Origin of the sequence: Arthrobacter sp. fls2-241-R2A-172, assembly GCF_030208885.1 — a bacterium.
In the GTDB taxonomy this organism is placed as follows: domain Bacteria; phylum Actinomycetota; class Actinomycetes; order Actinomycetales; family Micrococcaceae; genus Arthrobacter.
Genome location: NZ_JARVTB010000005.1, coordinates 128,373 through 150,246, shown reverse-complemented (window position 1 = coordinate 150,246; position 21,874 = coordinate 128,373). Strand labels below are relative to the sequence as shown.

Annotated in this window: 23 protein-coding genes and 1 pseudogene; 15 read left to right on the top strand and 9 right to left on the bottom strand. The window is 62.6% G+C overall.

Translation table 11 applies throughout. The annotated features are described in order from the left end of the window. Window positions 1-18 precede the first annotated feature (18 nt). The 3 genes from hpaD to QRM57_RS11805 are packed head-to-tail and all read left to right on the top strand — an operon-like array spanning window position 19 to window position 2,690. Entirely contained in the window at window positions 19-1,113 is a 1,095-nt protein-coding gene (hpaD, locus tag QRM57_RS11815) for a 3,4-dihydroxyphenylacetate 2,3-dioxygenase (protein WP_284986735.1), read from the top strand. A 3-nt stretch (window positions 1,114-1,116) separates the two neighbouring features. After that, on the top strand, window positions 1,117-1,902 hold the full coding sequence (gene hpaH / locus QRM57_RS11810; RefSeq protein ID WP_284986734.1) for a 2-oxo-hept-4-ene-1,7-dioate hydratase: 786 nt from the start codon (window positions 1,117-1,119) through the stop codon (window positions 1,900-1,902). Further along, window positions 1,887-2,690, top strand: a complete 804-nt coding sequence (locus QRM57_RS11805; RefSeq protein ID WP_235521148.1) for an HpcH/HpaI aldolase family protein — start codon at window positions 1,887-1,889, stop codon at window positions 2,688-2,690. Before hpaH ends, QRM57_RS11805 begins: the two co-directional genes overlap by 16 nt. 5 nt (window positions 2,691-2,695) lie before the next feature. Here the strand turns inward: QRM57_RS11805 and QRM57_RS11800 are convergent, their stop codons facing one another. After that, window positions 2,696-3,052 carry a nuclear transport factor 2 family protein gene (locus tag QRM57_RS11800; RefSeq protein ID WP_235521146.1) on the bottom strand — a complete coding sequence of 119 codons (357 nt, stop codon included), beginning with the start codon at window positions 3,050-3,052 and terminating at the stop codon, window positions 2,696-2,698. A 9-nt stretch (window positions 3,053-3,061) separates the two neighbouring features. Then, complete coding sequence (locus tag QRM57_RS11795; RefSeq protein ID WP_284986733.1) at window positions 3,062-3,661, bottom strand: hypothetical protein; 600 nt, start codon at window positions 3,659-3,661, stop codon at window positions 3,062-3,064. 284 nt (window positions 3,662-3,945) lie between these two features. On the opposite strand from QRM57_RS11795, the gene QRM57_RS11790 reads away from it, so the two are divergent. Further along, on the top strand, window positions 3,946-5,154 hold the full coding sequence (locus QRM57_RS11790; protein ID WP_284986732.1) for an aspartate transaminase: 1,209 nt from the start codon (window positions 3,946-3,948) through the stop codon (window positions 5,152-5,154). 12 nt (window positions 5,155-5,166) lie between these two features. Continuing rightward, complete coding sequence (locus QRM57_RS11785; protein ID WP_284986731.1) at window positions 5,167-5,841, top strand: 4-carboxy-4-hydroxy-2-oxoadipate aldolase/oxaloacetate decarboxylase; 675 nt, start codon at window positions 5,167-5,169, stop codon at window positions 5,839-5,841. Between the two features lie 201 nt (window positions 5,842-6,042). Here QRM57_RS11785 and QRM57_RS11780 read toward each other — a convergent pair whose 3' ends face one another. Then, complete coding sequence (locus QRM57_RS11780; protein WP_284986730.1) at window positions 6,043-6,264, bottom strand: hypothetical protein; 222 nt, start codon at window positions 6,262-6,264, stop codon at window positions 6,043-6,045. Window positions 6,265-6,388: 124 nt separating this feature from the next. Further along, entirely contained in the window at window positions 6,389-7,333 is a 945-nt protein-coding gene (locus QRM57_RS11775) for a LysR substrate-binding domain-containing protein (RefSeq protein WP_284986729.1), read from the bottom strand. Window positions 7,334-7,612: 279 nt separating this feature from the next. Between QRM57_RS11775 and QRM57_RS11770 the strand changes: the two genes are divergently transcribed. The 5 genes from QRM57_RS11770 to QRM57_RS11750 all read left to right on the top strand — a co-directional run bounded on the left by QRM57_RS11770 (window position 7,613) and on the right by QRM57_RS11750 (window position 12,418). Continuing rightward, window positions 7,613-8,401: a LamB/YcsF family protein gene (locus QRM57_RS11770; RefSeq protein WP_284986728.1), complete on the top strand. Its 789-nt coding sequence runs from the start codon at window positions 7,613-7,615 to the stop codon at window positions 8,399-8,401. 1 nt (window position 8,402) lies between these two features. After that, entirely contained in the window at window positions 8,403-9,185 is a 783-nt protein-coding gene (locus tag QRM57_RS11765; protein ID WP_284986727.1) for a 5-oxoprolinase subunit B family protein, read from the top strand. Next, window positions 9,182-10,195 carry a 5-oxoprolinase subunit C family protein gene (locus QRM57_RS11760; protein WP_284986726.1) on the top strand — a complete coding sequence of 338 codons (1,014 nt, stop codon included), beginning with the start codon at window positions 9,182-9,184 and terminating at the stop codon, window positions 10,193-10,195. Before QRM57_RS11765 ends, QRM57_RS11760 begins: the two co-directional genes overlap by 4 nt. Before the next feature lie 56 nt (window positions 10,196-10,251). Beyond that, window positions 10,252-11,592 (top strand): MFS transporter, encoded by a 1,341-nt coding sequence (locus tag QRM57_RS11755; RefSeq protein WP_284986725.1) that lies wholly within the window; start codon window positions 10,252-10,254, stop codon window positions 11,590-11,592. A 76-nt stretch (window positions 11,593-11,668) separates the two neighbouring features. Then, on the top strand, window positions 11,669-12,418 hold the full coding sequence (locus QRM57_RS11750; RefSeq protein WP_284986724.1) for an SDR family oxidoreductase: 750 nt from the start codon (window positions 11,669-11,671) through the stop codon (window positions 12,416-12,418). Between the two features lie 129 nt (window positions 12,419-12,547). Here the strand turns inward: QRM57_RS11750 and QRM57_RS11745 are convergent, their stop codons facing one another. The 4 genes and pseudogenes from QRM57_RS11745 to purB form a co-directional block, all read right to left on the bottom strand. Beyond that, window positions 12,548-12,982 carry an acyl-CoA thioesterase gene (locus QRM57_RS11745; RefSeq protein WP_159706417.1) on the bottom strand — a complete coding sequence of 145 codons (435 nt, stop codon included), beginning with the start codon at window positions 12,980-12,982 and terminating at the stop codon, window positions 12,548-12,550. Window positions 12,983-13,041: 59 nt separating this feature from the next. Next, window positions 13,042-13,545: a GNAT family N-acetyltransferase gene (locus QRM57_RS11740; protein ID WP_211710764.1), complete on the bottom strand. Its 504-nt coding sequence runs from the start codon at window positions 13,543-13,545 to the stop codon at window positions 13,042-13,044. Between the two features lie 185 nt (window positions 13,546-13,730). Further along, window positions 13,731-14,394, bottom strand: a pseudogene (locus QRM57_RS11735) (histidine phosphatase family protein). Between the two features lie 273 nt (window positions 14,395-14,667). Further along, complete coding sequence (gene purB / locus QRM57_RS11730) at window positions 14,668-16,074, bottom strand: adenylosuccinate lyase (protein WP_284986723.1); 1,407 nt, start codon at window positions 16,072-16,074, stop codon at window positions 14,668-14,670. 168 nt (window positions 16,075-16,242) lie between these two features. On the opposite strand from purB, the gene QRM57_RS11725 reads away from it, so the two are divergent. Both QRM57_RS11725 and QRM57_RS11720 read left to right on the top strand, forming a co-directional pair. Beyond that, window positions 16,243-16,554 carry a hypothetical protein gene (locus QRM57_RS11725; protein ID WP_284986722.1) on the top strand — a complete coding sequence of 104 codons (312 nt, stop codon included), beginning with the start codon at window positions 16,243-16,245 and terminating at the stop codon, window positions 16,552-16,554. Continuing rightward, window positions 16,554-17,903, top strand: a complete 1,350-nt coding sequence (locus tag QRM57_RS11720) for a hypothetical protein (protein ID WP_284986721.1) — start codon at window positions 16,554-16,556, stop codon at window positions 17,901-17,903. The genes QRM57_RS11725 and QRM57_RS11720 overlap by 1 nt, the downstream gene beginning before the upstream one ends. A gap of 12 nt (window positions 17,904-17,915) precedes the next feature. On the opposite strand, the gene QRM57_RS11715 is transcribed toward QRM57_RS11720, so the two are convergent. Beyond that, on the bottom strand, window positions 17,916-18,344 hold the full coding sequence (locus QRM57_RS11715; RefSeq protein WP_257370741.1) for a phage holin family protein: 429 nt from the start codon (window positions 18,342-18,344) through the stop codon (window positions 17,916-17,918). Between the two features lie 72 nt (window positions 18,345-18,416). Here QRM57_RS11715 and QRM57_RS11710 point away from each other — a divergent pair, with 72 nt between their 5' ends. From QRM57_RS11710 to QRM57_RS11700, 3 genes are all read left to right on the top strand, one after another. Next, window positions 18,417-19,535: a histidinol-phosphate transaminase gene (locus tag QRM57_RS11710; RefSeq protein WP_284986720.1), complete on the top strand. Its 1,119-nt coding sequence runs from the start codon at window positions 18,417-18,419 to the stop codon at window positions 19,533-19,535. 151 nt (window positions 19,536-19,686) lie between these two features. Continuing rightward, the gene (gene pdhA, locus QRM57_RS11705) at window positions 19,687-20,880 is read left to right on the top strand and encodes a pyruvate dehydrogenase (acetyl-transferring) E1 component subunit alpha (RefSeq protein ID WP_284986719.1); all 1,194 of its coding nucleotides are present in this window, start codon (window positions 19,687-19,689) and stop codon (window positions 20,878-20,880) included. Then, on the top strand, window positions 20,880-21,860 hold the full coding sequence (locus QRM57_RS11700; protein WP_284986718.1) for an alpha-ketoacid dehydrogenase subunit beta: 981 nt from the start codon (window positions 20,880-20,882) through the stop codon (window positions 21,858-21,860). Before pdhA ends, QRM57_RS11700 begins: the two co-directional genes overlap by 1 nt. Window positions 21,861-21,874 lie beyond the last annotated feature (14 nt).

The window sequence follows — 21,874 nt, the reverse complement described above, 5'->3', positions numbered from 1 at the left end:
CAACGAAGAGAGAATCCCATGAGCAACCCCTTTACCGGCCCCATCCCCACTCCCACGGTTCCGGCTCCGGACATTGTCCGCTGCGCTTACCTGGAACTCGTGGTCACGGACCTCGCCAAGTCTCGCGCTTTCTACGTGGACCTCCTCGGCCTGCACGTCACCGAAGAAGACGAGAACACCATCTACCTGCGCTCCTTCGAGGAGTTCATCCACCACAACCTGGTCCTCCGCAAGGGCCCGGTCGCCGCAGCCGCTGCCTTCGCCTACCGCGTGAAGTCCCCGGCCGAGGTCGACGCCGCCGAGGCCTACTACCGCGAACTCGGCTGCCGGGTGGAGCGCCGCAAGGAAGGCTTCACCAAGGGTGTGGGCGACTCCGTCCGCGTGGAGGATCCGCTGGGCTTCCCGTACGAGTTCTTCTACGACGTGGAGCACGTCGAGCGCCTCACCCAGCGCTACGACCTCTACTCCGCCGGCGAACTGGTCCGCCTGGACCACTTCAACCAGGTCACCCCGGACGTCCCGCGCGGACGCAAGTACCTGGAGGACCTCGGCTTCCGCGTCTCTGAGGACATCAAGGACTCCGACGGCGTCACGTACGCTGCGTGGATGCACCGCAAGCAGACCGTGCACGACACCGCCCTGACCGGCGGCAACGGGCCGCGCCTGCACCACATCGCGTTCTCCACCCACGAGAAGCACAACATCATCCAGATCTGCGACAAGATGGGTGCCCTGCGCATCTCCGACAGGATCGAACGCGGCCCCGGACGCCACGGTGTGTCCAACGCGTTCTACCTCTACATCCTTGACCCGGACGGGCACCGCGTGGAGATCTACACCCAGGATTACTACACCGGCGACCCGGACAACCCCACCGTCACGTGGGACGTCCACGACAACCAGCGCCGCGACTGGTGGGGCAACCCCGTGGTCCCGTCCTGGTACACCGAGGCTTCCCTGGTCCTGGACCTCGACGGCAACCCCCAGCCCATCATCGAACGCGAAGACAAGTCCGAAATGGCTGTCACGGTAGGCGCCGACGGCTTCTCCTACACCCGCCCCGAAGGCGCTTCAGATACGGCGGAGGGCTTCAAGCTGGGGGCGCAGGTCTAAACCATGATGGACGCGAAGACGATCGAAGCCATTGCCGACGAACTCCTTGAGGCGAACCGCAACCGCAAGCCGGTGCCGCGCCTGACCGCACGCTACCCGGAGATGACGGTGGAGGATTCCTACGCCGTACAGCAGTTGTGGCGGCAACGGAACGAGGAAGCAGGCCGGACGCTGGTAGGGCGCAAGATCGGCCTCACGTCCAAAGCCATGCAGGCCGCCACGGGCATTACCGAACCCGACTACGGAGCCATTTTTGATGACATGGTCCTCGAAACCGGGTGCTCCGTGGAATGGGACCGGTACACGCATCCGCGGGTGGAAGTGGAGTTGGCCTTCGTGCTGAAGAGTGCCTTGAAGGGGCCGGGCTGCACCATCTTCGACGTCCTCAACGCCACCGACTACGTGGTTCCGGCCCTCGAAATCCTGGACTCCAGGATCGAAATGGAGGGCCGGACCATCGTGGACACCATCTCTGACAACGCCGCCATGGGTGCGATGGTGATCGGTGGGCGGCCGGTGCGTCCCGACGCCGTCGACCTCCGCTGGGTGTCGGCGATCCTCTACAAAAACCAGACCGTGGAAGAGACCGGGGTCGCTGCCGGAGTGCTCGATCACCCGGCCAACGGAGTGCACTGGTTGGCCAACAAGATCGCCGCGCACGGTGATTCGATGAAGGCCGGAGATATCATCCTGGCGGGCTCGTTTACCAGGCCGTTGTGGGTGTACAAAGGGGATAGCGTTCACGCGGACTATGGACCGTTGGGAGTTGTGACATGTCACTTCAGCTGAGCCCTACCTTTTATTCGGCCCTTGCTTCCGCTGGCCGTCCACTCGCTGGCATGTGGGTGTGCTCCGGCAGTCCGTTGGTAGCGGAAATCTGCGCCGGGTCCGGACTGGATTGGGTGCTGATCGACGCCGAGCACAGCCCCAACGGCCTCGAATCGATCCTCGCCCAGCTGCATGCCGTCAGCGGATACCCCGTCCAGGCCATGGTCCGGCCGCCGGTGAACGACACCGTGGTCATCAAGCAATACCTGGACCTCGGCGTGCAGAACCTCATGGTGCCCATGGTGAACTCGGCGTTCGAGGCGTCTGCCGCCGTTGCTGCGGTGAGGTATCCGCCGCATGGGGTCCGCGGCGTGGGATCCGCCTTGGCCCGTTCCTCGCGCTGGAACCGTGTTCCCGACTACCTTGGCTCCGCGTCGAATTCCATCAGCCTCACGGTCCAGATCGAATCCGAAGCTGCGGCATCGGCTGTGGAGGAGATCCTGGCCGTCGACGGCGTCGACGGCATCTTCCTGGGGCCCTCGGATCTAGCCGCCTCCATGGGGTTGCTGGGACAGCAGGAAAACCCGTTGGTGAGGGCCGTCGTCGAGCATTGCCTTGAAGCCGCCAAAGCGGCCGGTAAGCCTGCCGGCGTGAACGCCTTCAACCCCGATACCGCCCACGCCTACCTCGACGCCGGTGCCTCCTTTGTGCTGGTCGGCGCCGACGTTGCGGTGCTGGCGAGGGCGTCCGAAGGGTTCGCTTCAACGTTCATCCCGGTTCCCGAAACGGCCGAGCGCGAGAGCTACTGACGGGACTACTTCCGGGCCATGTACCACTCGGTGAATTCGCGGGCACGGCCGTCGTCGGCGAAGCGGATGACCCAGAGGTTGTCGTATGTGGGGTCGCCGTTGAGGTACGTGGTGAGGCCCTGAACGAACGCTGTGTCTCCGTCCTGGCCCAGGAGAGTCCATTCAAACGTCCAGTCCTCCGGCTGATCGGCCGAATCGCCGGACCAGTGCTGAACGATCTCATCATGCCCGTGCCACGGTTTCTCGGTGTTTGGCCGGTCGTAGTAGACGGCGTCCTCGGTGAACATGGCCCGGATATCGTCGGGCTCATTCGAGGTCCACGCTTGCAGGTACAGATCCATCCATGCGTTTACGTCGCTCATCCCACCGTTCTACCGTCTGCGGCCGTCGGGTTCAACGGTGGGCTCAGGCCGGGGGCTGCCCCGGGTGCGACCGGGCTCAGGCCGGGCACTGCCCCGGTGCGACCGGCGAATGTGGTCCGGAGTGAGTCCGGTCAGCGACGCGAGCTCCAGCTCATCACAGACCTGGTTCCGGAGGGCCATCACAATCAGCGCTTCGCGGCGTTCGATGATCCGGTCGCGATGCTGCGCAGCTGCCCTGAGCTCGTCGGTTTTGTGCCGGAGCGCGGACAAATGTGCGCTGCGGGAGACGTCGCTCGGGTGCAGATCGTCATAAGCCAAAGCAATGGCCCGGACCGATTTCATGTTCTCCCCGGTGACCGCTGAAACGGTGGCGATGGTGAGCCCGTCCTCAATTGCCTGCGCAAGCAACTCATTTCTGGCGGCGGTCAGGGTGCGAATCGCGCTGTTGGCATGAGATAAGAGCTGCCGGTGCGTTCCCAGCGCATGTGCCAGCTTGGCGTGTTCGATGTGTTCCGCGTGGTCCAAAGTCTGCCGCCGGGCTGCTTTGGCCCGGTAGGCATACCGTCCTGTGGCTGGGCGGCCTTGGAGTGAAACGGTTTGGGCCGGCATAGGCTCCCTTTCGGAGTGGGACCACACTTCTGACTCTTTGAATCTAGGCAGGGTTCGCCTCCATCAGGAAATACCAATCCACAGTGAACCCATAAGCAAAGTGCATGTTCAGGGCCGATTAGGCGCACACATAGGCCGCCAAGGCGGCGGAAGCCCCACTTGTCATAAGGCTCCCTTATAGATCCACGCACATTAGGTCTTATCCACAGAGCCAGCAAATACCTAGTCTCGAAAAGGGGACACGCTAATCAGCGGGTCCTGAGTCCCACATTCCTGGAGGAGACATGGCCGACTACCTGCCGGCGTCGAGGGTCATCCGCATTAAATCCTCGGCGAGCGTCGCCGCGGCTGCACGCGTCCGCGAACTCAAAGCCGAAGGCATCCCGATCATCGACCTGACCGTCGGCGAGCCCGACTTCGACACCCCGGACCACATCAAGGCAGCCGCCATCGCAGCAATCACTGCCGGCGAGACAAAATACACCTCGGTGAACGGTACGCCCGAGTTGCAAGCGGCCATCCTGCGCAAGATCGAGGCCCACACCGGGCAGCACTATGAGCGGAACCAGCTGACCATCGGCGGTGGTGCCAAGCAGGTCCTGTACGTGGCGTTGATGGCCTCGCTGAATGAGGGCGACGAAGTGATCGTCCCCGCGCCCTACTGGGTTTCCTACCCGGACATGGTGCTCGCCAACGATGGCACGCCTGTGATCGTCGCATGCGGTGAAGAGACAGGCTTCAAGCTCACCCCTGATGCCCTGGCAAACGCCATCACCCCGAAGACCAAGTGGCTCATTCTCAACGCGCCGTCCAACCCGACCGGAGCTGTGTACTCCCGCGAGGAATTGCAGGCACTTGGAGCAGTCCTTGAGGAGCACCCGGAGGTCTACGTCCTCACCGATGAGATCTACGACGAGGTCTACTTCGGCGAAGGCCGCGTGACCAGCCTGGTCTCTGCGGTGCCTGCGCTGAAGGACCGCATCCTGCTGGTCAACGGCGTTTCCAAGGCCTACGCAATGACCGGCTGGCGTTTGGGCTACGGTGTGGGTCCCGCCCCGCTGATCGCAGCCATGAACAAGCTGCAGTCCCAGACATCGTCGTGCCCGTCGTCCATCAGCCAGGCGGCCGCAGTTGCTGCGTTGGACGGTGACCAGGCCTTTGTCCGCGACTCTGTGGAGGTGTACCGCAAGCGCCGGGACGCCGCCGTCGACGGTTTGAACTCCATCAACGGACTGTCCGTGGCCCCGGCGGAAGGCGCCTTCTATGCCTACGTGAACTGTTCCGGGGTGATCGGCAAGACCGCGCCGGACGGCCGTGTGATAGGGAACGACCAGGACTTCACGCTGTATTTGCTGGACGCTGCCCGCGTGGCCGTAATCCAGGGCTCGGCTTATGGCCTCGGCCCCTACTTCCGTATCTCCTTCGCAACCTCGCTGGAGACCATCAACGCCGGTGTGGATTCGATCCGCGAAGCCGTCAACGCCCTCACCTAGAAAGATCCAGAGATGATCCACGTCAAAACAAAGTTTGAACGTCCGGATGCTGACGTTGTCAGCCGCCTTGCCGCTTTTTCCTCGGCAACCATCCATGAAGCCCAGGGCCGCCGCGGCGCCTTGAGCTCCAGGATCAAGCCGATCGATCGTTCAATGTCGTTCTGCGGGCCGGCCGTCACGGTGGCCTGCGCCCCGCAGGACAACCTCATGCTGCAGGTGGCGATCCACTACGCCCAGGCAGGCGACGTGGTCTTGGTGGGTGCGCAGGAGATGGCCGAGGCCGGCACGTTCGGCGACGTCCTCGGCAATGCCATGAAAGCCAAAGGCATTGCCGCCATGGTTACCGATTCCGGTGTGCGCGACACCCAGGACCTGATCGAGCTGGGCCTTCCCGTCTTCTCCGGCAGCGTCAGTATCAAGGGCACTGTCAAGGAGACCCTGGGGCCCATCAACCACCCGATCGTTTTCGGCGATGAAATCATCTATCCGGGCGACATCCTCCGCGGCGACGCTGACGGTGTCGTGGTGGTTCGCCGCGAAGAGGCCGAGGAAGTCATCGCACTGTCCCAGGCCCGTGACGACCATGAACGCGAACTCATCAAGCTCTACCACGACGGCGGTAACACCTTAGAGCTCTGTGGGCTGACTGAGAAGCTGAAGGAGAAGGGGCTTCTGGTCGAGGACTAGGTGCCTCTGCAGGGCCGGCCGCGGATCGTCGAAAGGCGAGGTGGCCGGCCCCTTTCGCATGCACTCCCACGGCAGCGTTGTGCTTGCCGACGTGAACGCCTGCCCATATGGAAAAGGCGCCTTGCCGGTGGCAGGGCGCCTTTGGGGGCTGCACATCATGGTGATGTACGACGGCGGGCGGTCGGGTTGGGTGGTTCGCCCTCAATCCAGTCCGGCGTGTCCGGGCCGCGTGTCCACGAGGTGCCATTCGATGCTGCCGCCGGCGTGCGTGGGCATCAGGCTGCCTTCGAAGACGAAGAGCGGTTCGCCAATTCCACCGGTGGGCCGCCAAAAACCATTTCGTGGGCAGTGGAATCCGGTCCGTGCGCTGACTGTTCCGCGGGTTGGATGTGATGCCCATCCGGTTGTGCTGATCTTTTTCACCGTTGTTTCCTTTGAATGTGCCCACGGAATCCGGGGTCTGGTTTCGAATTGTTTGCTGATTCGATATTAGGAAATTAAAACGGTCCTGAATAAGACCAAAGCTGACTGTCCGGATAAGGCTTTGTTATGGATGGGCGGGCAGCTGGACGGGGTCGGTCCCGTACTTGGTGATCAGTTGTTGGTGCAGCATCTCCTTGACCACCAGCAACACCGCTGACGCTGCCTCCGACAGTGGCTCATGGTCCGGGGTGCAAAGGGCGATCTTGCTCTGCAGGCCGGGTTCGACGATCCGCATTACCTTGAAGTCCTGGTCTGGGAAGAGGGCGTCGGCAGCGGACTTGGGCAACACTGTGCCACCGAGGTTGGCCTGGATGAGCCTTGTCAGCGAAGGAACAGATTCCACTTCGCCTACCAGCTTCAGGGGAAGGTCCTGGTCCGCCAGGCCCTTTTCGATGAGCTGACGCAGTGTGTGGTTCTTCTCCGGAAGGAACAGTCCCAAAGTGCTTGCCTCCGCGAGGGTGACGGTGTCCTTGCCGCGGTTGATGTCCACGTCAGGGTGGACCACCAAATGCAGATCCTCCACGATCATGGTGGTGAACTGGACGCCACGGATCTTCCCCGGTTCGTAGATCAGCGCCATGTCCAAGCGGCCGTTCTTGATGGCCTCGCTCAGCACGCCGCCGAAGATCTCGGTCAGGTGGACCACGATGTCCGGGTATCGCCGGCCTACCTCGCTGATGATCTGTGGTGTCAGGCTGGAGGCCATGCTGTAGGGCGCAATCGCGATTGACACCCGTCCGGAGGGAGCCGCGCCGGAGGATGCGACATCCTGCCTGGCCTGCTCAACCAGACGCAGGATCGATTGTGCGTGACGGTAGAGCGTGTGCCCGGCTGCCGTGGGCTCAACCCCTTGTTTGCTGCGAATCAGCAGGCGCTGCTTAAGGTCCGTTTCCAGTGCGGATACCTGCTGGCTCAGGGCGGGCTGGGCAACGTGGAGGGCAGCTGCAGCCTTGGTGATGCTGCCTGAGTCAACGATCTGCACGAAGTATGAGAGCTTGCGCGTGTCCATGGGTCTGCCTTCCTGGAGGGCCACGTCCCCCGGGTGGCATGCGTAAAGGAAATTCTATCCGGGTGTGGTTGGGACCCAAGGCACAGTACAGGGTGGCGCAGGTCATAACGGAGAGCTATCACGGGATAGCGAATAGGTCTTTGTGCGGCATGCCCGGCCGGTGCGAGACTTTTGGAAAGAACTTCAGGCAAAACTTTGGTTTCCCTGAAGAATCTTCCCGCAGTGGAAATTCCTTGAATTTCCTTTTCCCCACTGTCAAAGCCATGGAAAGAGAATTACGTGAATCCGATCATTGATCTTGTAGCGGATCTGGGAGAGGGGTTTGGCGCCTATACCATCGGCGACGATTCCGAGCTCCTGGACATCGTGACAAGCGCCAATATCGCTTGCGGGTTCCATGCTGGCGACCCCGACATCATGGCCGCCACCGTCGCCGAGTGCGTTCGCCGCGGAGTAGGCATCGGGGCCCACCCGAGCTTCCCGGACCTGCGTGGCTTTGGCCGCCGGGATATGGGCCTCACTGCGGGCGAAGTACAGAACGATGTTCTGTACCAATTGGGTGCGCTGAACGGATTTGCCGCTTTCCACGGCACCAAGGTGGCCCATCTCGCGCCGCACGGCCGGCTCGGCAACCTGGTGGCGGTCCGGACCGACTATGCCAAGGCCGTTGCCGAGGCAGTCGCCCGCGTGGATGCCGGCCTCACAGTGGTAGCCCAAGAGGGCCAACTGGCCACCGCAGCACGTGAAGCAGGGTTGAACGTCGCCATCGTGGGAATCGTGGACCGCGCCTACCAGGAAGATGGCACCCTGGTTCCCCGCAGCCAGCCCGGGGCAGTCCTCCACGATCCCACCGAGATCGTGGACCGAACCCTTCGCATGGTGACCGAAGGCAAGCTCCGCTGCGCAAGCGGGGTGGACATGGACATCACCGTAGACACTGTTCTGCTCCACGGCGACAACACTGGTGCGGTAGAACTGGCGCGGCTGATCCGCACGGAGCTGCTTGCAGCAGGCGTCCGGATTGCACCCCTTGCCGAGGTCATGGAATCCCGGGCGAAGGTGGCCTGACATGTCGCTATCCGTTGCCTCGCCCACCGAGATCCACGAATCCGGTGATTCCGCTTTGCGCGTCGTTGCCATCTCTGCGGACAGCGAAGAGAACTGGCTGACCGTCCACAGCCTGGCCCACTGGCTGGAAGGATGCGGCGCCGAAGGGCTTCACGGAGCCGTCCCCACGTACGACTCCGTGCTGGTGGAATTCGACCCGCTTTTGGTCTCTGCCCGGCAGATGCGCGCTTTCGTCAAGCTCGGCCTCACTGAGCTGGGCCGCGCAGGGGAAGCGTCAGTTGCTCCCCGATACTTCGATGTTCCCGTTGTTTACGGCGGTGAATATGGCCCGGACCTGGAAAAGGTTGCATCCCACCAAGGCCTCAGCACAGATGATGTGATCCGCCTCCACACCGGGAAGACCTACACCATCCGTTGCCTGGGAGCGCCGGCAGGATCACCCATGATGGACGGCCCGGACTTCCCCAAGCCAGTACCGCGCTTGAAGGACCCCCGGTTGAGCGTTCCCGCCGGCGCAGTATCGGTTGCGGGACGCCAAGCCGTCATCGCGCCAGCCGTCGCTCCCGGCGGATGGTGCGTCATCGGACAGACACCCTTCTCAGTGTTGAACATCCGCCGCGAACCACTGGTGCCTTACCGTCCCGGCGACATTCTCAGGTTCAGGCAGATCAGGGCGGAAGACTTCGGCGACTTTGACGGCATGGAGCTTCAGCCCAGCACCCTTCAGCCCGGCGCTCTTCAGCCCGGCGCTCTTCAGCCCGGCGCTCTGAAGGCAAGGCCATGAGCGGCGGAATCCTGATCCAGCAGCCCGGCAACTCCGTCGTCACGGACCTTGGCCGGACCCGTGGCCCCCGCTACGGACTCCCAGTCAACGGGGCCCTGGACCAGTACTCGGCCCGGGCCGCCAACATCCTCGCCGGCAACCTGGACAACGATCCCCTGATGGAGATCACGGCCCTGGACTTCCGGATGAAAGCCACCACAGACATCCTGATCTCCGTTACCGGCGCCCCGCTCACGCTCACCGTTGGCGGACGACCGGCCAGCCAATGGGAACCGGTCTCCGTCCGTTCCGGGGAGTCCGTGTCCGTTCGCGGGATCCACCGCGGACTGCGCGCCTACCTGGCCATCCACGGTTCAATCGAGGCAGAGAGCCTGTTGGGCAGCGTAGCACCGGACACCGTCGTTGGCTTCGGCCATCAGCTCAAGGAAGGAACCAGCCTGTCCACCCGCAGGAGCGTCGGCCCGGTACGCCAGCCGTACTTCGACCTTCCGCTGTTCCGCCTCGGCTTGGAACAGCCAAGCATGAATTCAGACTTGTTGGTCGATGTGACCGACGGGCCGGACGTCGTCGATTTCGGCCGCTCCGGTGAGCTCCTCTTCACCTCCGAATACGCCGTCAGTGGCCGCAGCAACCACATCGGCCTGAGGCTGGGTGGGGAGCTACCGGAAAGAACCTCAAGCGGCGAGGTCCTTTCCCGCGGTGTGCCAGTGGGCGCCGTCGAGGTTCCTTCCCGGGACGAACTGCTGGTACTGCACAGAGGCCGCGGCGTGACCGCCGGGTATCCCGTGCTCGCAGTTGTCACCAGTACCGGACTGGATGTCCTGGCCCAGGCGAGGCCAGGGGACAAAGTCCGTTTTCGGAAAACCACAGTGGCAGATGCAACTGCCGCCCTTAGGCGCTCGCGGGCCCAACTTGAAACCCTCCGCGAATCCGTCAACACCGTCTTCGGACTCCTCGGCATCGGATGCCGTCCCCGGTGGCAGGACCTGCCAGTTGCCGCATGCAGCTAAAAGGCCTGTCGCCACACCAGTAGGCGTTGCTACGCTCATCCCAGTAAGGAAAAGTCATGACCGCAAGCACCAACGCTGCGCCAGTGCAGCATGAGCGGCTCACGGGCCGCCAAACCCGCAAGGTTGTCACCGCAGGTTGTGTTGGCATCTTCGTGGAACTGTACGACAACGGCATTTTCGCCTTCATGGCGGGAACGCTGGCGCTCGTCTTCCTCGCGCCGGGCAACCCTGACAACGCACTGCTTTTCGTGTTTGCAGGCTACGCGGTCTCGTTCTTCGTCCGGCCGCTCGGGGCAGTGGTCTGCGGCTATCTCGGCGACCGGATCGGCAGGCAAAAACTACTGGTCTTCGTGATCCTCCTGATCAGCGTGGCCACCGCGGGCATCGGGCTGCTGCCTCCGTATGCGGCGATCGGCGTTGCGGCCCCGATTCTTCTGGTCCTCCTCCGGCTCCTGCAGGGCTTCTCCGTCGGTGGCGAAGCCGCAGGCGCCATGACCTTCCTCGCTGAGCATGCCCCCGAGGGCAAACGCGGCATCATCACCTCCTACGCACAGATAGCCTCGTTCGCGGCACTGCTGACCGGTACTTTGGTGGCGTACTCCATGTCGCCGTGGCTCACCCAGTCAGCGATCGACGGCGGCGGCTTCGGTTCGTTCGCATGGCGCATCCCGTTCCTGGTCGCCATCCCCATGGGCATCATCGGGTGGTACATCCGCAAGGCCATCAGCGACACCCCCAACTTCGAGAAGCTCAAGGAAGAGGGCGGACTCTCAAAGAACCCGCTCAAGGAAGCATTCCAGTCCAAGGAACACCGCCGTGCCATGCTCCTGGCGCTCTTCATCCCCCTGATGAACGGCTCCGGCTACTACGTCCTGTTCTCCTACATGCCCACGTTCCTCAAGGGCAAGCAACTGAACTTCACGATTGGCGAGGCCCTCCTGGTGACAGCCTGCAGCCTGGTGGTCATCTGTGTCGCCATCCCGTTCATGGGTGCCCTGTCCGACCGTGTTGGCCGCAAGAAGGTCATCGCAGGATCAGCAATTGCCATGGCCATCCTCGGAATCCCGTCGTACGCACTGATCGCAACCGGCCAGATGGGCCTGGCTATCCTTGGTGCCTGCATCATGGCCGTCGTCTTCGCCGGTCACACCGCAGTAATCCACATCCTGATCGTCGAACTGTTCCCCACCCGCGTCCGCTACTCCGCTTACGGCCTGGGCTACAACATTTCCTCGGCCCTCTTTGGCGGCACGGCACCGCTGCTCATGACCTGGCTCATCGGCAGCACGGGCAACATCTACATGCCGGCCTTCTACGCAGTCATTACCGCCCTCGGCACCCTCATCGCCGTGAGTACGGTCAAGGACCGCGCCCACGAACCGCTGCGCGACGCCTAGCCCCCACGCCATTCCGGGCAGCGCGCCGGGCTTCCGGGCCCGGCGCGCTTCGCCCCACGCTTTCTTTGGAGATCCAATGTCTTTTTCTGACTACACCGCAGCCCTCGTCACCGGCGCGTCGACCGGCATGGGGGCAGCAATTACCGAGCGGCTCGCCAAGCGGGGCCTGACTGTCCACGCCGTTGCGCGCAACGAGGAACGCCTCGCCGATTTGGCTGACCGCACCGGAGCCATCCCGCACGTAGTGGACCTGACCGACACAGCCGCGCTGGCCGCCGTCGTTGGTGAGCTCAAGGTGGACGTCCTGGTGAACTGTGCAGGCGTTTCCCGCCCCGGCAACATCCTGGACTCTTCCGAAGAGGACATCGACGAACTTGTGGATGTGAACCTTCGTGGTCTCCTGCAGCTCACCCGCCTGGTTCTCCCAGGCATGGTGGAACGGGATCTGGGCCACGTCATCAACATCAGCTCAATCGCCGGCGTGTACAACTTCTACGGACACACGGTTTACCACGCCACCAAGGCCGCCGTGCACCAGATCTCCCGGCAACTCCGGAACGACACCGTGGGCAAGCGTATCCGGGTCACCGAGATCTGCCCGGGACGAGTGGAAACCGAAATCTTCGGACGGAACATGGGCGGCACGCCAGAAGCCATGGAAGAGGCCTGGAAGACCTACTACGAAGGCTACGAATCACTCACTACGGATGACATCGTCAACGCCTTGGACTACGCGATCGAGACGCCACGCCACGTTAATGTGGGCATGCTTGAACTCATGCCCACGTTCCAGGTGCCCGGTGGGTTGACGTTCGACAGGCGCTGACGCTTGTAGCCCAGCTCCCCCAGATTCCGGTGGCAAACACTCCCGTCACCGGAAATACAAGCTGGCGGCCGCATCACCGCGGCCGCCAGCACCCGTTTAAGTCAGGACTTAAGTCACGACGCCGGCCCGTCAGTCTTCGTCGAGCGTCTCCGTCAGGTGGTGGGTTGGGATGCGGTCCCGGTCGTAGGTGATTTCGGTGTAACCGTGCGGCTGGGGACGGCCATCGGCGCCAAGGTTCACGAAGACTATTTCCTCGATGGTCAAGATGGCCTGGCGGGTGATCATGTTGCGGACTTCTGCACGCATGGTCAGCGAGGTACGGCCGAAACGCTTCGCCGTCAGGCCCATCTCGATGAGGTCACCCTGGACCGCGGAGCTCACAAAGTTGATCTCCGAAATGTACTTCGTGACGGCCCGGCCGTTGCCCAGCTGGAGGATGGCGTAGATCGCTGCCTCTTCATCGATCCACTTCAGCAGGCTGCCACCGAAGAGTGTGCCGTTGGCGTTGAGATCCTCGGGCCGCACCCATTTGCGGGTGCGGAAGGTGATGTCTGCTTTTTCCATATCCCGAGATTATCGAACTGCCGCGGACTCCGCTTGATGTTTCGGGTCATCCGTACCGGCTAGGCCATCGCCGTGTGCGAGGCACTGTGCGAATCAAGCCGCTTGGAGTAGCAGTAGGACTCGTCGACGCCCACATACGGACCAAAATTGGGCACGGCCGCGAACCCGGCGCTTTCATAGAAGCTCCGGCCATCCGATTGGGCCGACCCCGCCTCCGCCGCGATCACGGTGAATCCGTGGGAGTGCGCCTGGGCTTCGAGAGCTGCCAGGATGGAGCTCGCCACTCCCGAACCACGGGCATAGGGGACCACATACAACCTCTTGATTTCGGCTGTGTTCTCGTCCAGCATCCTGAGCCCACCGCAGCCCAAGGGTTGGCCTGAGCATTTCTCATAAGCCACGACGAACACCGCGGTGTCCGCTTCCGACGGCGGTGGTCCTGGCTCATGGTCGGTGCTACCGAAACGGGAGTCCAATTCGGCTTGCTGTGCGGCCCGGAGGTCGGCGCCCACGGGGTTGGCCCACGTGACCTGCCGGATGTTGAGCCGTGGGTTGGTCTGCATTTCTGCCTCAATTCGCCGGGTTTCGTCGGAGGTGTCTATGCGTCTCAAGCCTAAGGAGCGGTGGTTACCACGGTGTTTCCTGCGCGTAAGCGTCGGGAGAAATGCTGGGCTTTCCCGCGTAGCGGGGCCCGGTCTGCACCTTTCGGAGTGGTTTTAGGGTGAAGAGCAGGCCTCGCAGTTTCAGATCAGGGTTGGAGAGCTTCGCCCGTGGGGTCCTCGGCGGTTTGGTCCGAGAGGGCCATACCGCCCACCGGCATCTGGTCCCAGTGCAGCACCTTCCAGCCGTTTTGCGGGTCGCCTTCGAGGGCCACAATCCCGGTGTTTGGGAGCTGGTGGGTTTCGGCGAACACGGTGTCGATGTCCGTGGCCCGTCGGCCAGCCCAGCAGCGAATCGCGGCACCGTGGCTGACGATCACAGCTGTCGAATGCCCTGCGGCGGCAACTCTTTCCACCGAAGCATCGAAGCGGGCGAAGAAGTCATGGCCGTTGAAAGCTCCCGGCATGCGCACGTCCAGGTCACCGTCCGTCCAGGCAAAGACTGTGCCCATGTAGCGCATGTGCGATTCGTGGTCGGTCTTTCTTCTCTAGGGCGCCGGCTTCGATTTCATGGACGCCCGCCAGGATCTCCGGTTCCAAGCCGGTCGCCTTCGCCAAGGGTGCCACGGTCCGCTGGGTCCGCAACAGGGTGGAGGTGTAAAGGGCCTCAATGCCTTCGCCCGCCAACGCCTCCGGCAACGCAGCCGCCTGTCGCTCCCCAAGTTCGGTCAGGCCAGGTCCAGGAAAAGCCGTGTCCAACTGGCCCGCAACATTTCCGGGGGTCTGTCCGTGCCTGATCAACAGGAGCTTCATGGCCGCTCCGCTCCTCTGCGTCTAGCTGTTCGGGTGTGGACTGGCTGCGCTCCGGCCCGGTTGCTTTAAGCCAATCAGCTGCATGAGCCCGGCCAAAGCCCGACACGCCGTGTCTCGAACCCTTGGACGGGATGCTGAGGAAAACAACTGGGAAGGAGCGCTCTTCCGCCTGCCCACTGATCGCCCACGACGCGTTAAACGCCGACGGCGGGCCGAGGCACCCAGCCCCGGCCCGCCGTCGGCGAGCGTTTGGTTTTACTGCAAGTGATCCACTTACTGCAGGTGGTCCACGAGTTTGTCGGCGATGCCGGTGTATTTACCCGGGGTCAGTGCCAGCAGGCGTGCTTCGGCGTCGGCTGAGAGGCCCAGACCCTGCACGAATTCCTGCATGCGGGCACCGTCCACGCGCTGGCCGCGGGTGAGGTCCTTAAGGCGTTCATACGGGTTTTCCATGCCTTCAACACCGGCAATGGCCTCTGCACGCATGACCATCTGGATCGCTTCGCCGAGCACTTCCCAGTTGGTATCGAGGTCGCCTGCGAGGACTTCCTCGGCCACGTCGAGTGCCTTGAGGCCCTTGGCCACGTTGGAGATCGCAAGCAGCGAGTGCCCGAAGGCCACCCCGATGTTGCGCTGGGAGGAGGAATCCGTGAGGTCGCGCTGCCAGCGGGAAGTAACCAGCGTTGCTGCCAGGGTGTCCAAAAGGCCGTTGGAGATCTCCAGGTTGGCTTCCGCGTTCTCGAAGCGGATCGGGTTGACCTTGTGCGGCATGGTCGAGGAACCTGTGGCGCCCGCAACCGGGATCTGGCGGAAGTAGCCGATGGAGATGTAGCTCCAGATGTCCGTGCAGACGTTGTGCAGGATGCGGTTGAACCGTGCAATGTCTGCGTAGAGCTCAGCCTGCCAGTCGTGGCTTTCGATCTGGGTGGTCAGCGGGTTCCAGGTGAGCCCGAGGCCTTCCACGAACGACTTGGCGACGCTTTCCCAGTCCGCACCCGGGACGGAGGCGACGTGGGCGGCGTAGGTGCCGGTAGCGCCGTTGATCTTGCCCAGGTATTCGGTCTTGGCGATACGTGCCAGCTGGCGGTTCAGGCGGTGCGCAATGACGGCCAGTTCCTTGCCGAGCGTGGTGGGCGTAGCTGGCTGGCCGTGGGTGCGCGACAGCATGGGAACCGAGCGGTTCGCTTCCGCCATGGCCTCGATCTGCTGGACGAGGGCGGTGGCATTGGGCAGCCACACGTTCTCCACTGCACCCTTGATGCCGACGGCGTAGGAGAGATTGTTGACGTCCTCGGACGTGCAGCCGAAGTGCACCATGGCCGTCAGGTGCTCAATGCCGATGGCGGGCAGGCGGCGGGCGATGTAGTACTCGACAGCCTTGACGTCGTGGACAGTGACGGCCTCGATTTCGGCAAGCTCGTTGACCGAGGCGGCGTCGAATTCGCTAACGATGGCGCGCAGCTTGGCGTTCTGCTCGTCCGACAGGGGACCGGCGCCCGGCAATACCGACTGGCTGGTCAGGTGGATCAGCCACTCGACTTCGACGTGAACGCGATCGCGGTTCAGGGCCGCCTCGGACAGGTAGTCGACGAGGGGCGCGACGGCGGCACGGTAGCGGCCGTCAAGGGGGCCAAGGGCGAGGGGTTCGGAAGCGAGGGACACGCGAGGGGATTCAGCCATGATGCCTATTCTTTCATGCCCGGCGCGGAGGCCGGGAGTTGGTGACGGGGCTATGTGGACGGCCCTTCGGGTTATCCACATACACGACGGCGGCGCTTCCGCCAGGTGATGGCGGTCCGTAGCGTCGTACCAACCGATCAGCCCAACAAATCAAGGGAGTACAAGGACATGAGCGTCGGCTTGATGCCTGCAGCCCAACCGCCAGTTTTCGATTCCCTGGAATGCGCGTCCCGTAGCCATGAAGTCCAGAGACTCGCATGGCGAATCAAGGCTTGCGTTGACCAGGCAGATGCTGTCCTGGCAACACTGCGACGGGCGCAGCTGGACCACTGGCTGTCCCCGGCAGGACGCGCCTACCGGACCACTATTGCGGTGCACGCGTCTGCGCTCATGAGCGCCCGGGAGTCGTTGGATTCCGCGGTGGCCCTGGTTCTACGGCACTCGCAGAACGTGTCCGTCTCGGGCGAGAGGGGTCCTTGATGTCCGACGCAGCTCCGGTGGGTGCCGGTGAAGCTCCGAGGCCCGTGCCGCCGGCTCCCGACGGGCCCCTCGCCATCAGGGGCGGTGTAGGTGGGGTGTCGTTCCAACTGGAGGAACTGCTGAGGGGCGCCAGCCAGCTTGATGATTTGGTACAACAACTTCTTCGGATCGAGGAGGAGACGCGTCGTGTCCAGGATGACTTGGAGCCCTTCCTCTACGACGCTTATGTTTCCGGCTGCGAGGCCATCAATGCGGTGGCCGATAGCCGAAAGGACGTGGGGCGAGTGCGCCAGGAACTGGTGGACGTCAGTTCCGATGTGAGGGCCAGCCACCGGGACTATGTCGAGGCGGAAGCCAAGGCCGCGCTTCCGCGGATCCTCAGCATTGACGAGATGCGTTTGTCCAGCCCACTCTGGCCCCCGGGCCGGGAAATGACGAGCGATCTCGCATCAGCCATTGTGCCGTTTTGGCTTGGAACGCGTGGGGCTGTGCGGAATGTCCTTGAGTCGCCGTTCGGTCCTGACATGCGCCCGAGGCCTGTGAGCGTGGAAAGAACCACCGAAACTGTGGAGAACGTGGAGCCGACCATGGGGGCGAGCCTCCGCCGGCTGGAGCAGCTCCATGCCCGGGGAGACGGCGAGATCGAGGTCATCCGCCTTGGGAACAATGGCCAGACAACATGGATGGTCCTGATTCCCGGCACCCAGCCCGATTCCGCGGTCACCAACCCTTTCGATATGCAGGGGATCGGGGAAGGGCTGGGTTACGACTCCGAAGCGATCATCCCGGCCGTAAGCCAAGCACTCCGCGAAGCTGGTGCCGGGACTGGAGACCAAGTCGTCGCTGTAGGGCACAGCCAAGGAGGTATCCATGCCATGAACCTCGGCCAGAACAAGGCGTTCCTCAGTGAATTCGACCTCAAGTACGTGCTGACGGCCGGAGCACCCGTTGGGGGGATCACAGCTGAACCTGGAATCAGTTCGCTGCATTTGGAACATGCCCAGGACTGGGTTCCCGGCACTGACGGCCGGATGAATCCGGACACGAAGGACAGGGTGACAGTGACGCTCAACAACGAGGTCAGGACGCCCGAGGGGGAGGGGCTCGGACTGGGGCCAGGGCACAACCAGGAGTACTACGCGGAAGGAGCGGATTTGGTGGGTGCAAGCCATGACGCATCCCTGATGGCGTCCACCGCGGTATTCGCCGGCGTCGTAGGGGCCGGCGGAGCAGCCAAGGTCACCCGCTACAAACTGACAAGGGCGCCCCTGCCGTTACCGTCATCGGACACAAACCCGGACGCGCCACCAACGGTCCGGGAGGCGAAAACGGCGGCCGGGGCACGGTAGGCCGGCCTGCATTTAGCGTTTCCGGGCTCCAGGGATGAGCCCGGCCACCATGGAAATGATGCTGATGATGATTGAGGCCAGAATGGCGGTCCAGAAGAAGGAGTCAAGGGTGAGGTGTACTGGGGTGAAGCTGCTAAGCCAAGCCGTCAGGTACAGCATCGCGGCATTGATGACGATGGTGAACAGGCCAAGTGTCAGGATGGTCACAGGGAGGGACAGGAGCCTCACCAGGGGCCGGACAAAGGCGTTCACCACACCGAATATCAGTCCGATGAACAAATACGCCAAGACGATGCCTGCTGTGTCTGCCCCTTGGGTCAGTCCGGCGTTCGTGGCGGCCTTCTCGGTGGCGTTGGTGGTGATGTCCATGCCATCCAACAACCACGTGGCTACCCAGAGGGCGAGCCCGTTGATCAGGACGCGAATGATGAAAGAACCCATGGCCCTATGCTTTCACACGGACCTGTTAAAGGGCTCGGCATCTCCCACGGTTGGGCAAGTAGGCTTGAGGCCATGACTACTACTGACAACGCACCGGAGGGCGTAATCCCTCGTCCGGTCGTAGACAGGCTCCCTAAATACGCGGCAGGTAAACCACCAGCCCCGATTGAGGGCCTCACCAGCTACAAATTGTCGTCCAACGAAAACCCGCTGCCGCCGATTCCTGCAGTGTTGCAGGCCATTGCCGACCAGTCCGATATCAACCGCTACCCGGATCCGCTGGCCACAAAGCTCCGTAACGCCCTGGCCGGATTCCTTGACGTCCCCGCTGACGATGTTGTCACGGGTGCGGGCAGCCTTGGCGCACTGAACCAGATCCTCGCCACCTTTGCCGGACAAAACGACGACGGGAAGCCGGACGAAGTCATCTACGCGTGGCGTTCCTTTGAGGCCTACCCCATTTGCGTAGGTCTCGCCGGCGCCGCCAGTGTCCAGATACCGTTGCTGGCAGATGGTCGGCACGATCTCGACACCATGGCTTCGGCGGTTACAGTGCGCACAAAAGTCATCCTGCTTTGTACTCCGAACAACCCCACTGGGCCGATTCTCACCGCAGAGGAAACGGAGCGTTTCATTCAATCCGTTCCCTCAAACGTGGTGGTGGTGATCGATGAGGCCTACCAGGAGTTCGTCCGCAACGGTGATGCGGTGGACGGAATCAAGCTGTACCGGAAATACCCGAATGTCGTAGTGCTGAGGACCTTCTCCAAAGCGCACGGTTTGGCTGGATTGCGTGTGGGATACAGCGTTTCAGGTCCCTCGCTGACCCAGCACCTCAGGGTTACCGCGACTCCTTTCGCTGTTTCGCAAATCGCGGAACGCGCAGCCGTGACGTCGATCGAGCATTTCGACCAGGTTGTGGAAAGGGTACAAAGCCTTGTAGAGGAGCGCGACCGCGTTTCTGCCGGGCTGAAGGAACTTGGCTGGTTCGTGCCTGAAGCCCAAGGCAACTTCGTTTGGCTGAATCTCGGCGAGAATAGTGCTGATTTTGCGGCGTTGGCGGCGGAACAGGCACTGTCGGTCCGAGCCTTTGCCAATGAAGGTGTCCGGGTAAGCATTGGCGAGGTTGAGGCCAATACCCGATTCCTGAATCTCTGTGCGAGTTATACAAAGGCGCCCCACGGTTCCTAGCGGTTAACAAATGCGCCTCCGTTACTTACTGCGGATAAAGTAAGGGACGAAAGCCAAAAGTATGCCCGTTCCGGAATGCATTCCGGAACGGGCATATATCCCAGCGACAGACATTGCCTGGCGCCCCGCCAACGGCAAGCAAGGAGACGGAATGGGCTCGACACAAGTGCCCCCCGGGACGGAAGAAACTCTCGCGGCAACCACCGCGGCAGCGGCCGCGCCAGGCGAACCAGTCGAAATGGTTCAGTTGCTCGGGCCCGACGGAAAGCTCGGCACTGACCCGGTTTTCTCCGACTACGCCAAGCGAATTGATCCTGAGAAACTTCGCGTTTTCTACACGGACATGGCTAGAATCCGGCGTTTCGACCAGGAGGCCACCGCACTTCAGCGCCAGGGCGAACTTGCCCTGTGGGTTCCATTGACGGGCCAGGAAGCCGCGCAGATTGGGTCCGGCCACGCAAGCCAGGCGCAGGATTACATCTTCCCGACCTACCGCGAGCACGGCGTCGCGCTGGTCCGAAACGTGGATCTTGCCGAAGTGCTTAAGCAATTCCGCGGTGTGTCGAACGGTGGCTGGGATCCGCGGGAGAACAACTTCCACCTCTACACCCTGGTCTTGGCCGCGCAAACGCTTCATGCAGTGGGGTACGCCATGGGTATCCAGCGGGACCAGAAGCTCGCGGCTGCGCAGGACTCCACCGATTCCAAAGCAGCCGTGATCGCCTACTTCGGGGATGGCGCCAGTTCCGAGGGTGACGTCCATGAGTCCATGGTCTTTGCTGCGTCCTATAACGCTCCCGTGGTCTTCTTCTGCCAGAACAACCATTGGGCAATCTCCGTGCCCACGGAGGTCCAGACCAAGGTGCCCCTGGCCAACCGCGCCAAGGGATACGGCTTCCCGGGCATCCGGGTGGACGGCAACGACGTCATCGCCGTCCATGCCGTCACCGAGTGGGCACTTGAGCACGCCCGCGAAGGACGCGGCCCCGTGCTGATCGAGGCCTACACCTACCGGGTGGGAGCGCACACCACCGCAGACGACCCCACCAAGTACCGGGAAGCCGCGGAAGAAGCGGCCTGGCGTGAGAAGGATCCGCTGGAGCGCCTGGAAAAGTACCTGCGTGCCGAGGGCCTCGCGGACGAAGCATTCTTTGACCAAGTGGACGCCGACGGCGACGAGCTGGCCAAGTACGTCCGCAGCACCACCCACGGCTTGGAAGTACCAGACATCCGTGAAGCCTTTGCCAACGTCTATGCGGAGCAGCACCCGCTGATTGCGGAAGAACTTGCCTGGTTCGAGGAATACTCGGCAGGCTTCGAAAGCGATGAGGAGACAGCTAACTGATGGCTACCATGACCATTGCGAAGGCCATCAACGAGGGCCTCCGGGCGTCGCTGACTAAGAATCCGAAATCGCTTCTGATGGGCGAGGACATCGGGCATTTGGGCGGCGTCTACCGCGTGACCGACGGTCTCATCAAGGAATTCGGCGATGATCGTGTCCTGGATACCCCCCTGGCCGAGTCCGGCATCGTCGGCACCGCCATCGGCTTGGCGCTCCGCGGCTACTCCCCGGTCTGCGAGATCCAGTTTGACGGGTTCGTTTATCCGGCCTTCAACCAGATCACCACCCAGCTGGCCAAGATCCATTCCCGCAGCTTGGGCAAGCTCACCGTTCCCGTCGTTATCCGCATTCCGTACGGCGGTGGCATCGGCTCGATTGAACACCACTCCGAGTCTCCGGAGGCACTGTTCGCCCACACCGCCGGTCTGCGGATCATTTCGCCGTCCAACGCCCACGACGCCTACTGGATGATCCAGAAAGCCATCGAATGCCAAGACCCGGTGATCTTCTTTGAACCCAAGCGCCGCTACTGGCTCAAGGGCGAGGTGGACGTGGAGAACGCCGGCCTGTCCGAGGATCCCTTCAAGGCGCACGTGGTTCGTGAAGGAACCGACGCCACGATCGTGGCCTACGGACCGTTGGTTCCTGTTGCCCTCGCAGCTGCCAACGCCGCCTTGGAGGACGGTCGAAGCGTGGAAGTTATCGATCTGCGTTCCATTTCGCCCCTGGACTTTGACACCATCGAAGCTTCGGTCAAGAAGACCGGGCGCCTGATTGTTGCCCACGAGGCGCCCACCTTTGGAGGCATCGGCGGGGAGATCGCTGCGCGGATCGGCGAACGTGCCTTCCTGCACCTCGAAGCCCCGGTGATCCGGGTCGGCGGATTCCACATGCCGTATCCCGTTGCCAAGGTGGAAGAGGATTACTTGCCGGACATCGACAAGATCCTCGAAGCGCTCGACCGCTCCCTGGCTTACTAAACCGCCCTGATCCA